At 50.7% G+C, this 16,183-nt stretch carries 15 protein-coding genes and 1 other annotated feature; of the genes, 13 read left to right on the forward strand and 2 right to left on the reverse strand.

The features are described from left to right. Window positions 1-9: 9 nt before the first annotated feature. Window positions 10-663 carry a M23 family metallopeptidase gene (locus ACYQ2N_RS19420; protein ID WP_460001068.1) on the forward strand — a complete coding sequence of 218 codons (654 nt, stop codon included), beginning with the start codon at window positions 10-12 and terminating at the stop codon, window positions 661-663. A gap of 99 nt (window positions 664-762) precedes the next feature. Here ACYQ2N_RS19420 and ACYQ2N_RS19425 read toward each other — a convergent pair whose 3' ends face one another. Then, window positions 763-990, reverse strand: a complete 228-nt coding sequence (locus ACYQ2N_RS19425; RefSeq protein WP_460001069.1) for a zinc-binding dehydrogenase — start codon at window positions 988-990, stop codon at window positions 763-765. A 273-nt stretch (window positions 991-1,263) separates the two neighbouring features. Next, window positions 1,264-1,507, forward strand: a binding site (T-box leader). A 58-nt stretch (window positions 1,508-1,565) separates the two neighbouring features. Here ACYQ2N_RS19425 and trpB point away from each other — a divergent pair. The 5 genes from trpB to ACYQ2N_RS19450 are packed head-to-tail and all read left to right on the forward strand — an operon-like array spanning window position 1,566 to window position 5,946. After that, window positions 1,566-2,750, forward strand: coding sequence for a tryptophan synthase subunit beta (gene trpB, locus ACYQ2N_RS19430; protein ID WP_460001070.1), 1,185 nt, complete (start codon window positions 1,566-1,568; stop codon window positions 2,748-2,750). Continuing rightward, complete coding sequence (gene trpA / locus ACYQ2N_RS19435; RefSeq protein WP_460001071.1) at window positions 2,743-3,516, forward strand: tryptophan synthase subunit alpha; 774 nt, start codon at window positions 2,743-2,745, stop codon at window positions 3,514-3,516. The genes trpB and trpA overlap by 8 nt, the downstream gene beginning before the upstream one ends. A gap of 24 nt (window positions 3,517-3,540) precedes the next feature. Next, window positions 3,541-4,572, forward strand: coding sequence for an anthranilate phosphoribosyltransferase (gene trpD, locus ACYQ2N_RS19440; RefSeq protein WP_460001072.1), 1,032 nt, complete (start codon window positions 3,541-3,543; stop codon window positions 4,570-4,572). Window position 4,573: 1 nt separating this feature from the next. Next, window positions 4,574-5,278, forward strand: a complete 705-nt coding sequence (locus ACYQ2N_RS19445; RefSeq protein WP_460001073.1) for an indole-3-glycerol-phosphate synthase — start codon at window positions 4,574-4,576, stop codon at window positions 5,276-5,278. Beyond that, window positions 5,275-5,946, forward strand: coding sequence for a phosphoribosylanthranilate isomerase (locus ACYQ2N_RS19450; RefSeq protein WP_460001074.1), 672 nt, complete (start codon window positions 5,275-5,277; stop codon window positions 5,944-5,946). Before ACYQ2N_RS19445 ends, ACYQ2N_RS19450 begins: the two co-directional genes overlap by 4 nt. 232 nt (window positions 5,947-6,178) lie before the next feature. Here ACYQ2N_RS19450 and ACYQ2N_RS19455 read toward each other — a convergent pair whose 3' ends face one another. After that, on the reverse strand, window positions 6,179-6,526 hold the full coding sequence (locus ACYQ2N_RS19455; protein WP_460001075.1) for a winged helix-turn-helix transcriptional regulator: 348 nt from the start codon (window positions 6,524-6,526) through the stop codon (window positions 6,179-6,181). A gap of 188 nt (window positions 6,527-6,714) precedes the next feature. Here ACYQ2N_RS19455 and ACYQ2N_RS19460 point away from each other — a divergent pair, with 188 nt between their 5' ends. The 7 genes from ACYQ2N_RS19460 (at window position 6,715) to ACYQ2N_RS19490 (ending at window position 15,996) form a co-directional block, all read left to right on the forward strand. Then, a complete protein-coding gene (locus tag ACYQ2N_RS19460) occupies window positions 6,715-7,575 on the forward strand; it encodes an NmrA family NAD(P)-binding protein (RefSeq protein ID WP_460001076.1) in 861 nt (286 codons plus the stop codon). Window positions 7,576-7,848: 273 nt separating this feature from the next. Beyond that, entirely contained in the window at window positions 7,849-10,848 is a 3,000-nt protein-coding gene (locus ACYQ2N_RS19465; protein ID WP_460001077.1) for an ATP-binding protein, read from the forward strand. Window positions 10,849-11,104: 256 nt separating this feature from the next. Continuing rightward, window positions 11,105-12,211, forward strand: a complete 1,107-nt coding sequence (locus ACYQ2N_RS19470) for a uroporphyrinogen decarboxylase family protein (protein ID WP_460001078.1) — start codon at window positions 11,105-11,107, stop codon at window positions 12,209-12,211. Between the two features lie 46 nt (window positions 12,212-12,257). Then, a complete protein-coding gene (locus ACYQ2N_RS19475) occupies window positions 12,258-12,932 on the forward strand; it encodes a B12-binding domain-containing protein (protein ID WP_460001079.1) in 675 nt (224 codons plus the stop codon). 105 nt (window positions 12,933-13,037) lie between these two features. Next, window positions 13,038-13,859 (forward strand): dihydropteroate synthase, encoded by an 822-nt coding sequence (locus ACYQ2N_RS19480; protein WP_460001080.1) that lies wholly within the window; start codon window positions 13,038-13,040, stop codon window positions 13,857-13,859. A gap of 107 nt (window positions 13,860-13,966) precedes the next feature. Further along, window positions 13,967-14,419 carry an oxidoreductase gene (locus ACYQ2N_RS19485; RefSeq protein ID WP_460001081.1) on the forward strand — a complete coding sequence of 151 codons (453 nt, stop codon included), beginning with the start codon at window positions 13,967-13,969 and terminating at the stop codon, window positions 14,417-14,419. After that, window positions 14,413-15,996: an oxidoreductase gene (locus ACYQ2N_RS19490; protein ID WP_460001082.1), complete on the forward strand. Its 1,584-nt coding sequence runs from the start codon at window positions 14,413-14,415 to the stop codon at window positions 15,994-15,996. The genes ACYQ2N_RS19485 and ACYQ2N_RS19490 overlap by 7 nt, the downstream gene beginning before the upstream one ends. Window positions 15,997-16,183 lie beyond the last annotated feature (187 nt).

Below are 16,183 nucleotides of genomic sequence, written 5' to 3' on the forward strand. Positions count from 1 at the left end.
GGTATTTAGATGTTTCCCTTAAAATCATACCGTGTCACCTATCCTTACGGAGTCAAAAATGCTAGATACGCTAAGGGATATCATACCGGCGTTGATCTCGTATCTGACGAGTACAATATTTATTGCGCAGTGTCTGGAACAGTTATTGTGGCTCGTTATGCTCCAGGTCAAGGTGCGGATCCAGCAGGTTGGGGAAACTATATTATTGTTCGTTGTGGTCAATATGACGTGATCTATGCCCACCTGTCCAGTTGTTCGGTTACCGACGGCCAGCAAGTAACTGAAGGGGCTGTCATGGGAAAGATGGGCAGCACTGGACAAAGTACGGGGCTACATTTGCACTTTGAAGTGAGAAAGGGGTCATGGACAAATATTCAGGATATTGACCCATTAAAATGGTTAGAAGGAGAGAAAAGATTTATGGATTTAATTCTTGTTGGCCGGGGACCCGATGAGCGTGCAGCTGGGTACCTTGCAGACTATCTAAAAGCGCCTGTAAGTTGCTTGGATGCCATGAAGCATGAGGATATCGAAGCCGCTCAAAATGTTTATATGATCGGTGGAAGCATAAAGCCTGTTGATCGTGCAATTCTGATTTCTGGCAAGGATCGTTTTGAAACCTGCCAGAAGGTGCTTGAATTTATTGCCCGGGGAGGGAAATAGGTAGATACTATGTAATGATAATAATACGGATAAAGATAAACCCTAAAGCCCTTGATTTTCAAGGGCTTTAGGGTTTCAATATGGTGCTATGCCTCGGGCTCAGTTTGAGTCTTTAGCATAATTAGTGCCGCCCCCGGTTACCTCTTTGATTTCTTTAACTACATCAACCTCTTTACCGTTAAAAGCATGGATAGCTCCCAGTTCCTTGGCTAATTCAAGGCGGCTGTCATGGATATCGACGGCAATGATGTGCCTGCAACTGGTAATTTTAGCAGCCATGATTGCTCTCAAGCCTACTGCTCCAGCACCGTAAACAGTATCCACCACTAAGCATGTTCTCTTCTCCTTCACAGTCTAAATTAGCGCTCTTGCAAGGAAATTAGATCAATATTCCCCGGTATTATCAAATTATCCCTGCCAAAGGCTGCCATTTTCTCTGACTGCACCAGCTGGCTCTGTGCCGCTTTGCTACAGGCCCGCAGATCACAACTCTGGGGCGAAGTGTGAAAAAGCAGCCGAAAATTGGGCGTTTGTCAGGTAAACTTTCCCATTGACAAAGAAAGTTTTACAAAGTAACATTAAACACAAAATATTACAAACAACAAACCGTAGATTGAGAATAGTAGCATAATCCACTTTATCCATAGAGAGCCGCAGGTGGTGTAATTGCGGTGGTAAAGCTTATTGTGAATGGTCTCATGAGGGCTTGACAGAAATTTTTAAGAGAGTATGTCAGCCGGGAACTCCACCCGTTATCAATGGAGCGTGTATATTAGTGCACGATACGAGTGGCGTTTTATACGCAATTTGGGTGGAACCGCAGAGTTTAGTCTTTGTCCCTTATGTGGACAAAGGCTTTTAATTTTATAGAAAGTGCACTTTCTAGGAAGGGATAGTTATATATGTTAAAAGGACGGTTTGGAACCCATGGCGGACAATATATTCCCGAGACGCTAATGAACGCAGTGATCGAATTGGAAGAGTCATACAACCACTATAAGAACGATCCTGACTTTAAGGAGGAATTGGAAGATCTGCTCAAAAATTATGCGGGGCGGCCCTCGCTGCTATATTATGCAGAAAAGATGACTAGAGATCTGGGCGGTGCGAAGATCTATCTTAAGCGGGAGGATCTCAACCACTCCGGCTCACATAAGATCAACAATGTTCTTGGACAGGTGCTTCTTGCCAAGCGAATGGGCAAGTCCCGTGTGATCGCGGAGACGGGTGCCGGACAGCACGGCGTTGCCACAGCAACCGCCGCTGCACTTATGGGGATGAAATGCGAAATTTACATGGGAAAGGAGGACACTGACCGTCAGGCGCTCAATGTTTACCGAATGGAGTTACTGGGCGCGAAGGTGCATTCGGTCACTAGTGGCACTCAAACGCTTAAAGATGCGGTGAACGAAACGATGCGTGAATGGACGGCACGGGTGGATGACACTCACTATGTGCTCGGCTCTGTAATGGGACCGCATCCGTTTCCGACCATTGTTCGTGATTTTCAAAGCGTGATCGGTCGCGAAGTCAAACAGCAGATGCTGCAAAAGGAGGGCAGGTTGCCCGACGCGCTAATCGCCTGCGTTGGCGGCGGCAGCAATGCGATGGGACTGTTTTATGATTTTATCGGAGATCCAGGGGTTGAACTGATCGGCTGTGAGGCGGCGGGACATGGCATCGACACAGACAAGAACGCCGCCACAATGGCAACCGGAACGGTAGGCATCTTTCACGGAATGAAGTCCTACTTCTGTCAGGATCAGTACGGTCAGATCGCGCCGGTCTATTCTATTTCCGCGGGGCTTGACTATCCGGGCGTGGGTCCCGAGCATGCCAATCTGCACGATATTGGAAGGGCGAAATATGTGCCGGTTACCGACGACGAAGCGGTGGAGGCCTTTGAATACCTTTCGCGTACTGAGGGAATTATTCCTGCGATCGAAAGCGCACATGCGGTTGCATACGCGAGAAAACTTGCACCTACGATGGGCAAAGACCGAATCCTGGTAATCAATCTTTCCGGCAGAGGGGATAAAGATGTCGCTGCGATTGCACGGTACAGGAGGGTACAAATCTATGAATAAGGTACAGCAGGCGTTTGCAAAGGGTAAGGCGTTTATTCCATTTATAACGGCCGGCGATCCATCATTGGAAATAACCGAACAGCTGGTGATTAAGATGGCAGAGGAAGGCGCAGACCTGATCGAGCTGGGCATTCCGTTTTCAGATCCGGTCGCGGAGGGACTCGTTATTCAGCGCGCGGATGAGCGTGCGCTGGCAGGCGGCACAACGACCGACAAAATCTTTGACATGGTGCGGCGTATCCGCAAGGTATGTAATGTACCCCTGGCGTTCATGACCTATGTGAACCCGGTCTTTACCTACGGTACCGACCGGTTTATGAAAAACTGTCAGGAGACGGGTATTGACGCAGTGATTGTTCCTGATGTGCCATTTGAAGAAAAAGAAGAGCTCATGCCATATTGCTCAAAATACAGCGTCGACTTGATCTCGCTGATCGCGCCGACCTCACACGACCGCATCCGCATGATTGCCAGGGAGGCGCAGGGATTCGTTTACTGCGTATCCTCAATGGGCGTTACCGGCGTGCGGCAGGAGATCAGCACTGACGTTGCCGAAATGGTCAAACTGGTTAAAGCGGTCAAAGATATCCCTTGCGCCATCGGTTTTGGCATCTCCACCCCTGAACAGGCGGCGAAGATGATCCGGTTTGCCGACGGCGTGATTGTGGGAAGCGCGATTGTTAAAATAGTGGAGCAATATGGCGTGGACTGTGTGCCCTATGTGGCGGAATATGTGCGGGTAATGAAGAAAGCGGTGTGTCAGTAACTGCATGACGAAGGAGAGAGAGATTTGATTAAAAACATTTTGCAGAAATTAACGATTAAAGAAGATTTAACGGCTGATGAAGCTTATAATTTAATTATTGCTATTAAAAATGACGAGCTTAGTGATGTGCAGATCGCAGGTTTTCAGGTAGCCTTGTTAATGAAGGGGCCAACAATTACAGAGATAACTGCCATAGCCCAAGCCATGCGTGATAACTGCATCGGCATTTCACCGAGGGTAAGTGACGAACTCATGGATACTTGCGGTACCGGTGGAGGCTTGAGCACCTTTAATATTTCAACTGCCGTAGCCTTAGTTGCTGCTGCGGCGGGTATTCCTGTGGCAAAACACGGAAGCCGCTCTATATCCAGCCTTTCCGGCAGCGCTGACGTTTTGGAAGCCCTCGGTGTAGAAATAAATCTTTCTCCTAGGGGTATAGAAAAGCTTATCGAAGAAGTTGGCATTGCTTTTATTTATGCTCCTCTGTTCCACCCGGTAATGCATAAAGTACTGCCACCGGAACAAGCGCTGGGTATAAAGACCATCTTTTACACCATTATTGGTCCCCTGATCAATCCTGCCAAAGCTACGCGGCATATTTTAGGCGTCTACAAGCCTGAGTTGTTGGATACAGTTTCCCAGATTGCTTTGTCGTTAGGTTATACTCGTGGGATGTTTGTACATGGCCTGGACGGTCTCGATGAAATTTCCCTTTTAGGTACAACAAGGATTAATGAAATAAAAAACGGTTCAATTAGAACCTATGAAATTTCCCCGGAGGATTTTGGTTTGACTCGCTGCACGCTTGAAGATATCGCCACGGGAACCCCGGAAGTGAATGCCGGCGTAATCCGCGATGTTTTCTCCGTGAACAATAAGGGCCCTCGTCGCGATGCGGTAATTATAAATGCTGCTGGAGCTTTGTATATAGGGGGTAAAGCAAATTCCTTCGCAGAAGGAATACAGTTGGCCGGTGAGATTATTGACAGCGGTGCAGCCCAGGCCAAATTGAAGCAGCTTATAACTGCTTCTCAGGATTTCAGGTTGGTGAATTAAAATGAAGAAATTTTCCACGGCATTGTGGAATCAATACCATTCCGGTAAGATACCGGTTATCCCTGATATCAAATCCAGGTCGCCTCAAGAAGGAGACCTGCTCCAGGGGCGGGACCCGGTTAAGTTCGCGCAAGCTTTGGAAGCAGCGGGTGCACCTGCGCTTTCTGTGGTAACCGAACCGAGATATTTCGAAGGCTCACCGGAATTGCTGCAGCGGATTGCGCTGGCTACTTCTCTGCCGGTTCTTCGTAAGGACTTTATTAATAGCCGCGTACAATTGCAGGAGAGTGTGGATCTGGGTGCCAGCGCAGTCCTGCTGATTGCTTCCATGTTAGAAAAGAAACGGCTATTTCAGTTGATTGAAGATGCCTTGATGCTGGGTTTGGAGCCCCTGGTGGAAACCCATAACGAATCAGAGATAATTTCCACTAACGAGTTAAAGTTAAATATCATAGGAATTAACAATCGTAATATTGTGGAATTGGAAATGGATGACGGAAGTGTGAATAATACTGAAAAGCTGGCCAGCTTAGTACGTCCGGAGGTTTTAGTGGTTAGTGAAAGTTCAATATCTTCCTCCGCAGATGTGCAGCGAGCCCTAGCAGCAGGTGCCCACGCAGTTTTGGTGGGAACCGCCATCCTGCAAGCCAAAGATCCTGTAGAAATGTACCGTTCTCTTAGTAAAACCGGGATGAAAAGCGTATGACACGAGTTAAGATGTGCGGCATAATGAATGAAGAAGATATATCTCTGTGTGTGAAGGCCGGGGTGCATACTTTAGGGTTTGTGGTAGATTTCCCCGTACCGGTACCATGGAACCTGACAAAGGCCGAAGCCAGGAAGCTAATTAATAAGGTGCCACCTTTTGTAAGTTCCAGTGTGGTAACGGGGGGGCCGGTAGAGAAAATCTTGGCCATAGCGAAAGCCACCCGTGCTAATATCGTTCAACTACATTATCAAGAAACGTTGCAGGAAGTAAAAGAGTTAGCTCATCGGCTTAGCCTGCTGGGAATAAAAACGATCAAGGCTTTGCGTATTGACGGTGATGGGAAGTGTGCTTTTGAATTTACCGATCCTGCTATGGCAGCACGGGCCCTGGCAAAGACTAAAATTTCTGCTTTACTGGTAGATTCCTATACCGCCTCCCGACCGGGAGGGACAGGAGTTACTGTTAACTTGTCAGCATTTAAAACCATTCGGCAAGAAATTGCTTTACCGGTGATACTGGCCGGGGGGTTAAATCCGGCAAATGTCCTTCAACTTATTCACGAAACGAACCCCTATGCAGTTGATGTCTTAACCGGTGTAGAAGAGAGACCTGGCCGGAAAGATCCGGAAAAGGTTTATCGGTTTATGCAAGGCATTAGTGCTTAGAATTTAACCTGGGTAGATTCACTGCCATATCTCTTTGTCTTGACTTCAACGACCAAATCTCATTTAGAATAGGTGAAAGTAACATTAGGACATAGTAGATGGTAAAACTCTTCTTTTGCTGACAAAAAAGCTCCGTGTGTTAATCGGAAAGCCTGATTTTGATGCCCATAAGAATAATGCCGCTGCAAACCAGCCTTCGGACTTAATAAACTTGAAAGGAATCCAATGGCAATTATCTGACCAAAAAGCTCATATAACGATCAGCCCACTCAGCGATTACTTCTAATACAGGTATAAAACTTTTTCCGATATCTGTTAATGAGTATTCAACTTTTGGCGGTACTTCTTTATATACCTCCCGATGCACAAGCCCATCACGTTCGAGTTCACGTAGCTGTTGTGTAAGTATCCCCTGTGATATTTCGGGTAAGAGTTTTTGTAGTTCATTAAACCTTCTTGTTTTTTGACTTAACTGCCATAAGATAACTATCTTCCATTTTCCCGAAATTACATTCTGCACAACAGCAACGGGACAAGTGTACTCTTGAATTTTTTTTAACCACTGGAGAAATACCTCCATTAACAATAGTACTTTTTTTATGAGTATCTATCTAAAATATGCGTACTTGTAAATATGAATCCCTTACTCTAAGATTATATTGGGAATTGTCTAAATAATCAAACAAAAAAGGAGAGGATATTTACTGGGGAAAAAGTAATTAGTGAATCCATGAAGAATATATTAATCAAGAATTAGGAGGAAAACAAATGATTGTAGTGACTGGGGCTAACGGAAATCTGGGCAGACAGGCAGTTAACTTTCTCAGAGAACGTATACCGGCTTCACAAATAGCCGTGAGTGTAAGAGAGCCGGAAAAAGCGGCAGACCTGGCGGCTGCTGGAATTGATGTTCGAAAGGCAGACTTTACAGACCGTGCGTCTGTGGTGCGTGCCTTTGCCGGGGCCGAAAAGGTTCTTATTGTTTCAACGACTGGTTTGGGCGATCCGCTATCGGAGCACAAAAATGCGGTGGCGGCGGCGGTCGAGGCAGGCGTAAAGCACATCGTCTATACCAGTGGTACCAAAGAGACAATGAGTCCGATTGGGAAAGTGCATGACAAGACTGAGGAAGCAATATTTGCAACGGGTCTCACCTATACGATCTTGCGAGACAATCTTTACGCAGACGTGTTGGTGAGAGATGTTCTTGGCGCTATAAAATCCGGTGAAATGAGCATGCCGGTCGACGAAGGGAAGGTGACTGCGGTCACCCGGACCGATTGCGCAGCTGCCGCAGCCGCTGTTCTGGCAACCGATGGACATCAAGACAAGATCTACGAAATATGTGGCCCTGAGTCACTTGACTGGAACGATCTTGCGGAGATTGCATCAGAGATTGCCGGAAAACCAATCTCTTTCCTAAAAGCTTCACCGGATACTTTTCGGCAGGCAATGGTCGCTGCAGGCTTGCCGGATTTTAGAGTCGATTTTATGCTGGAAATCTACAAGGCCTATTCCAGCGGCGTCTACGATATTTCGAGCGACGCGGTAGCCGTTCTCACAGGGAGGCCAGCCACTCCGACAAGAGCCTTTATCCTGCAGGCAGCGCAAGAGGCACTAAGTCATTAAGGAGTTCGATAGGTGTTTAGAATGCGTCGTTAAACGTTTCACCCGCCATTTTTGACATGTGACGGACTTGATCTTGTCTTATTTTCCCAACGAAATATAATGGATATAGTAGCCTACTGGCCTCGTATCCGAAATGGCAGTGCCGGTGTGCGCCAATTGCTGCACATTGGGAGCGTGCCATTGTCGAAGTATCGTCGCATTTCAATCACTCGCACTGTACCTTTTGTCTCGGAGTGGCCGGGCTCCTCTTGTACACGTGGGGGTGATTCCGCAATGTTGACTGAGACACGTCGACAGCGTGGCGGGGGCTGTGTGCTTTCGCTGGAGATTCTCGGACCGCCGCGAGTGCTGCGCAGCGGTCAGCCGCTCCGGGTGGGACGTCGTAAGTCACGTGCCCTCCTTTACTACATAGCAGCGCATAGCAGCGCACTGAGCCGTGAGCATGCGCTTGCTTTTCTCTGGCCAGATCAAGACCGCCTGGCTGCGCAGCGTGCGCTGGGTGCCACATTGCACGAGCTGCGTAAAACGATGGGTGATGCGTTGCGCGCGGACAACGACACGCTAGCCGTAGCCGCGGAGGTTGCCATCGATGCGCATCTGTTTGAGGAACGTCTTTCCCCTCCTGTAGCCGATCTCGAGTTGCTCACCGCAACGCTGAACCTGTATCGTGGCGATTTCCTCGAGGGTTTCAGCCTGCCCGACCTACCGGAGTTCGACAATTGGGCGGTTGCCGAACGCGAGCGGTATCGCCGGCTCACTATACGAGGACTGACAGCCGTGGCAGAGCAGCATGAAAAGCGCAAAAATTATCTCGATGCGTTGGAAGCCCTAAATCGGGCGTTGGAATTCGATCCCTTGCAAGAAGACTTGTATTGTGCCTGCATGCGCCTGCACTGTCTTGCTGGAGATCGGGCAGGCGCGATTCGACGCTTCGAGAAGCTGCGCGGACTCCTTGACCAGGAGATGGGTGTACCGCCGATGCCGCAAACTCAGGCGCTGTACGAAGCTATTATCACGGACAAGATGTTGGGCACCGGCGACCAATACCGAGCAAGTGCTTGCGTATTGCGGGACAAGCGTCCGGCCCGCAGTGGGCCGTTACAGGTGTCGACACCGCTGCCCTTCGTCGGGCGTGAGGCCGAATTGAGTGCCTTACGCGGTTTAGCTTTGGGTGCGGAACCCGGATTTGCACTGATCGAAGGAGAGCCCGGTATTGGCAAGACACGTCTGGTCGAAGAGTTCCTGCGCGAGTCAGGTGCACTAACCATTAGAGGCACCGCTCACGAGCTAGAACAGATCCTTCCCTACCAGCCCATTGTCGAAATGCTCCGTGGGATTTTATTTCGTCCGGATTGGACTACTCTCGATAGCATACTACGCACCAAGCTTGCCCCTGTGTGGCGCGCGGAGATTGACCGTTTGCTCCCGGAAATGGCGGGCTCATCGGCTCCGGACCAGCGCAACAGTATTGCTATGGATGAGCGCCGCCTTTGGGAAGCGGTTAAACAGTTCCTATTCGTCCTTGCCGATCAGCAACCAGTGATCGTCTTTCTCGACGATATCCACTGGGCCGACGCCTCCACGCTTGGCCTGCTGGGTTATCTGCTTCGCCAGAAGGCCGAGGAGCCAATCATGTTCGTCGCGACAACACGCCACTTTACGCCTCGTTCCTCCTTGGGTGCGCTGTTGCACGCGCTCGACCGTGGAGGTCTCCTGCTGCGCTTCCCCCTGTCGCGCCTTGAGCACGACGACGTCACCGCCGTGGCCCACCAGCTCAGTACAACTAACGCCCATATGCTGGCCGAGTGGTTGGCGCGTACATCCGAGGGTAACCCGTACATCCTCGCGGAGCTTGTCCGCCACGCACGGGAAATCGGCCTCTTACTCGCAGACGGAGAAATGAACATGAATGTCCTTTCGGCCGCGCCGGTTGTGCCCCAGACGGTACGCAGCTTCATTCGGGCGCGTCTGGAGCACCTTTCCGAGGCGGCGCGTTGTGTCCTGGATACGGCGGCGGTGGTCGGGCAGGAGTTCGAGTTCAAGGTCGTGGCCCGAGCTGTCGCCCTTTCGGAAAGCGCGGCAGTAGACGGGCTTGACGAACTGGTTGCTGCAGGCTTGGTTCGTCTAGCGGACGGAAACAGGTACACCTTTGACCACAGCTTGACGATGGAGGTGGCTGGTCGAGAGATTGGCAAAGCTCGGCGACAATCGCTTCACCGTCGAATCGCTGAAGCACTTGAAAGCATCTACCACGATCGCCTTGAAGGTATCGCCGGTCTCCTCGCATGGCACTTTGGAGAGGGAGATGCACCGGACCGGGCCAAACGCTACGCATTGCGCGCTGGAAATCGGGCTACGCGCCTTGGTGCGTATACGGAGGCCATCGCTTTCTACGAACAGGCGCTTGCGGGTTCTGATGAGAAGGAGCAGATTGTCGTTCTGTCTGCCTTGGGCGAAACCTATTTCTTAGCGGGGCAGAGCGCCCGGACTGCCGAGGTCTATCGCCGCGCTGCGGCGATCGCTAGGTCGCGTGGCGATGCAGCCTTGGCAGAGAGGTATCTGGGGGCGGCACTAATGGTAGAGAAGGTGGATCTCAAGGAGTTCTTCTGGGGGGCAACGCCGCTGCTTGAGGGGGCCGATCTCGCCGAAGCGGCGAACCATTTTAGGACCGCGGATGCACTCTACGGTGAGGAATCAGACGTCGAACCGAAGATCCTTGCCCAGATCAAAATCGGTCTGGGCCTCATCGCTGCGCAGCAGGGCGATCTTCCCCAGGCTATTGCCTGCTACCAGGCAGCGTTGGCCGTTGCTATGGGATCACGGGATCAGGATACTGCGCTGGATCAGATCGTTGTGGCCAGGATTAACTTGAGCCACTACTTGTATTTGATACACGACACTGAGGCATTAGAGCACGCACTCTCTGGGTTGCATCTGGCCCACGAGAAGGGCTTACTTGAGTTCCACTGCCATCTCCTATCCATTCTCGGAGAGATTGAGCTCGCCAGGGGCGACCTGGAGGCTGCCGAAAGATATTTTACCGAAGGATTGGACATGGCCGAACGGCAGGTATTCCCCTACCATGCGGCTCGACTAAAGGCCAATCTCGGGCGCCTGGCCAGGGAACGGGGCTATGCAGCGGAGGCCGTCCAACAGTTATCCAGCGCACTCGCCAGCGCCGATGCGCTGGGTACCCGACATTTGGTCGCCCAGATCCGGCAGTGGCTTATCCTCGTTTTGCCTCCAACTGAGACCCACATAATGCAATACTGAAACTAGTGCCATGGCTCACCGAAAGCCATCGATTGCTCAAAGAGATCATCCGGCTCGAAGCGGAGTAAACTGACACAGACCCGTTATGATAGATGCTTAATTCTATTGTGGCGGGTCTGTGTGTTTCCCTGTTAGATTCGCGCACGGAAATGACCTGCTGAACTCTTGCCGAAATAATGCTGAACTATTGCGAATATTGTTTTGCTAACATGTACATAGTGTGGGATTTTTCAATCAGAGAAAGGAAGGTGCAACTGTGGAAGACTATGGAATTCAACTGACAAAAGAAGAGGAGGACAAGGTCAACCGATTATGTGAGAGCATCCGTAATCGGGTAGCGAAGGAGCGCATGACTCCTCGTCAGCGTATTGAAGCTGTTAAGAGAGGGGAGCAGCCTGACCGTATCCCCATCGAGGTGAACGCTGTCGGCCTCCACTCTGCTGTGACCTACGGCGTGATGCCGCCCGACTTGTACTCCGATCCAAAGGTATCGCTCTTAGCTTATCTAACCCACATAGAACGGTTCGGGTACGACACGCTCTCACCTTTTCGCTTTAGCATTGGCGAGAAGGAGTTTGGCGGGATCTTGGACAGCGCTGCTGGCTCGATACCGACGCTGGTGGATAGTCCTGTAAAGACAGCGGCCGATCTTGACAAGATCAAGTTCCCTAACGTACGCAAGGATGGTCAATTGCCCTGGGAGTTATGGATGATTAGCGCATTAAAAGACAAACTCGGCGACATTATGCCAATCTATGGGTTCACAGCCATACCGGGGGGAATCACCCCCGTCATCCTGCCAATGCAAAAATTGTTCTTAGCGTTGCGCAACAATCCTGAGCTGGCCCACTGTCTCGCAGCCCTCACGACGAAACATCTTATCGATTTCGTAAATGCCATGTTCGATGCAGGGGCTGATATGGTGCGCCTAGTGGGAGTTGATGACCAGGTATCCTATAAGCAGCATAGAGAATTCGAATACCCTTATGTAGCCGCACTTGTTAAATCTGTGAAAGGACCTGTTGCCATTAGGGGTGCTGAGGACTGGACGCACACATTAGATTCACATGCCGAGGCTGGGGTAGAGGGCTTCTACGCTTTCAGTGGTCAACCACTGGACAAAGCCAAAGAATGGTCGATGAGGCACAAGACAATGTTGCGCTACGGTATAAATGCTCAATTACTAGTGCATGGTCCCGCGGAGAAGATTCGCGAAGAAGTCAAGCGGATCGTTAAGATAGGGGCACCAGGAGGTCACTTCTGCCTGGCTACGGATGCCTTGGACTACAGTACCCCGGCGGAGCACTTGGATGTCTTCATGGAAGCAGCTAAAGAGTACGGTCAACTTCCTTTGAAATTCTGATTCGTAGGACTAGCTTGCAAAGAAAAGGTGGTTAAGGAGGAAGATCATGGAAAAGAATAACTTGCTTGCGGCAATTAGGAAAGCCATTGTCGATGGTGATTCCGGACAAACGGAGAAGGCCTGCGCTGAAGCAAAAGAAGCAGGTGTGGATGTAGTGGACATTCTCAATGAAGGCATGACAAAGGCTATGCAAACAGTCGGAAACCTTTGGGAAAATAAGGAATATTTTCTTCCCGATGTTTTAGCATCTGCCGAAGCCATGAAAGCGGGCAGCGCTTTTCTTAAACCAGAAGGTAGTAGCGAGGTCCAGGAGCCTTTGGGTACAGTGGTTATTGGCACTGTCAAAGGAGACGTGCACAGCATTGGTAAGAACATCGTAGCATTGTTCATGGAAGTTTCCGGATTCAAAGTATTCAACCTTGGAGAAAACGTTCCAGCCGAAGAGTTTGTTAGAATCGCGGTGGAAAACTCCGCTGATGTCGTCGGTTCATCGGCCTTCGTGACCTCTGTTGCAAGTGAGATGATTGCAATTGAAGAAGGTTTGAAAGCTGCTGGTGTGCGGGACCAAATCTTCACGATGATCGGGGGGTGTGTTCTAGACGCACAATGGGCTGTCAAGATTGGAGCTGACGCTTTCGGTAAAGATGCCATGCAAGCTGTTCAGATGGCTCAAACATTTGTCGCCAAGAAGAAAGCTGCGGCGCTAGCGACTATAGTGTGACCCATTTACCAGCGGCACTGAGCACACCAGCCTCGGGGTGCGTTTTTTTTAGACTCATAAAATTAGATAATTCAGAAATAATCGAGGCAGAATCTGAGGTGAAAAATGCTGATCATTGGAGAGTCTCTTAACGGCACCATTCCAACAGTTAGGGAAGCGATAGTTGCCCACGACGAAAACGCTATCGCGGCGCTGGCTCGAACCCAGGTAGAATGTGGTGCCCAAATGCTCGACGTCAACGCGGGGGGCTTGGCCGGACTAGATGAGGATGCGAATCTGGCTTGGATGGTTGATATCGTACAGAGTGTTGTTGATGTGCCACTCGTTCTGGATAGCTCTAACCCTGCGGCGTTGCGCGCCGGTATCAAGGTGTATCGTGGAGCGCGCCCTATTCTAAGCTCAATAAACGCAGAACAGGAACGACTTAATACTGTGATTCCACTTGCAGTTGAATATAACTGTGGTCTGGTTGCGCTTTGTATGAGTGAACGGGGCGTCCCGATGGACGCTGAGGGGAGGCTGGTTGTCGCCGATATGCTCATTGAGCGCGCGACTGCGGCTGGCATTAAGCCCGAAGACATTTATCTCGATCCCTTGGTAATGACGGTTGCTGCGGATCACACCGCTGGCTCCGTTTTCTTGCAGACGCTGAGACTGATCCGAGAGCGTTATCCTGAAGTTGGAACGTTTTGCGCTCCAAGCAATGTTAGCTTTGAGATGCCGCAGCGACGCCTTCTTAACCGGACGTTCGTGGCAATGATAACGGCATTAGGTCTCAAAGGGTTCATGGTAAACGTACGAGATCGGGAGGTGATGGCGACACTTGTTGCGGCGGCCACGCTCGCTGGCAGCGACGATTATTGTCGGAACTACTTGAAGGCAAATCGTGCAGGTAAGTTGACACCGACAACCGTGACACAACAGTGAACGGACATGTTCATATTCATTTGTAGCGGCTTTGACAGTAGTCAGGCGAATCAAGATAACCTCAGGCATATGGAAACATAGGCCTAGGAAAAGAGGAGGAAATGGAAATGGCTGACGAATTCAAGTACCTGTTTACGCCCCTTAAAGTGGGGCCGGTGACCCTGAAAAACCGACTTATGACAACCGCACATGGCACTGGTTATGTTGATCCATACCCAAGCGTAGGCTACCCGGTAGAGGAGTGGAGTACAGGATCTCCCGGACTCTTTAATGAACGATATGCCTACTACCTCGCTGAACGGGCCAAGGGCGGTGCTGGCTTGGTGTTCTTCGGTGACGATAAGGTTCACCCAACCGCGGCCTTTCAAGTGCACGGCGTGATGAGCTGTGGCTGGCCCAAAGAGGCTGTTCCATTGATGAAACTGAGTACAGAAATGGTGCATGCTAATGGAGCTAAGATATTCTGCCAGCTAGCACACGGAGGGGCGCACGCCAGCGGCGTTGTGAGTAGACGCCCTGTTTGGGCTGCCTCAGGACCCCCGGTCTGGGCACAATGGTAAGCAGAGAGGGTCCACATCCGATGGAGATCGAAGAAATCCAAGAGGTCATCGAGTACTTCGGTCTGTCCGCCGCAAACTGTCGGGAGGCCGGGTTCGACGGAATCGAGTTGCACGGCGGAACGAGTTACCTCTTCCACCAGTTTCTTTCCCCCTTGTGGAACAAGCGCACGGACGAGTACGGAGGCTCTCTAGAGAACCGTATGCGCTTCGCTATGCAGGTCATCGATAAAGTACGGAGTATAATTGGGGACGGTATGGCTTTGGGCTACCGTCTCACAGTTGATGACTTCTCACCAGGTGGTCTAGGCATCGAGGACGTTAAGGAAATCGCCCAGCTGATTGAGGCAACGGGAAAGGTAGATTACTTTAATGTTGCCACAGGCTTTCACGGGGGCTCAATAGGGTTGACGATGTACGAGCCACACTGTACCATTATCCCCTATTGTGCACAGTTGAAAGAAGCTGTAGACCTACCAGTGGTCGCCAATATGCGTATCGTACACCCCCTAGAGGGGGAGAAGATTCTTGCCGACGGACATGGCGACCTCATCGCCATGACTCGTGCTCAAATCGCCGATCCGGAGCTGGGTAACAAAGCGAGAGACGGGCGGCTGGACGAGATTCGGTCGTGCACGGGTTGTTTGCAGAGCTGTATTGGTAACGTAACGAAGTCATTGCCTTGTGACTGTACCCAGAATCCCACTATGGGAAGAGAGAAAGCATGGGGCATCGGGACTATGGATCAGGCAGTCACTAAGAAACGGGTCATGGTCGTGGGCGGTGGTCCTGCGGGATTGGAAGCCGCTTGGGTAGCAGCAGCGCGAGGTCACGAAGTCACCCTGTATGAGAAGGAGCAGGAGTTGGGTGGTCAGATCAACCTTGCGTCTAAGCTGCCGGGCCGAGCTGAGTCGGATGAATGGGTTCGGTACCGTAAGGTAATGGCAGCCAAACATGGAGTGAAGATTGTACTCGGTAAGGAGATGACCGCCGAGGACGTGCTTAAGGAAAACCCTGATGCCGTAGTTCTGGCGAATGGTTCGACTCCATACCGTAACGGATTCCAAGGGGTAACCGGATATCCTATTCCTGGCTGGGACAGCGGATACACCATGGTAGTGGACGATGTTATTGAGGGTAAGGAAGTGACCACAGACAAGGTCGTGATTCTCGATGAGGAGGCAAACGTCAAGGCGCCAGGTGTGGCGGAGATCCTCGCAGCCCAGGGTAAAGAAGTTATGATCGTTGATCGACATAACTTTATTGCGAGTGACGTGGAGGGGACGACCAATGGTCATGTCTTAAAGCGCCTTGCAAAGGCCGGTGTCAAGTTGTCCCCGCAAACCTTTGTTGTTAGCATCGACAAGGACAGCGTTACCTTGATTGACCTGCTCACCGGCTCTAAACGAGTGGTGGAAGGGGTCACTGTCATCTTCAACACAGGGAGAAAGCCTAACGAGGATTTGTACTTTGCCCTAAAAGGGAAGGTCAAAGAGTTGCACCGCATCGGCGATTGCTTAGCGGCACGGCTAGTAGGTTCTGCAATCTATGATGGTCACAAGGTGGGTCGCCAACTCTAAGCTCTGCTAAAAGAGGGCCTTGTAGAGCGGGGGTCGCTGATTTGCAGCCGGCCCCCACTTGTTGCAAGGTGACCATGGAATTATTTTCAAATATCGGTGTTATCGCTCGCAGAGAACACCTATTTGGGCGGTGGGGTGCGGATGGTGCATCCCGTGATCCCGTTATGACAGTAATATTTGATATGTT

It is taken from the genome of Paradesulfitobacterium aromaticivorans, assembly GCF_054657415.1.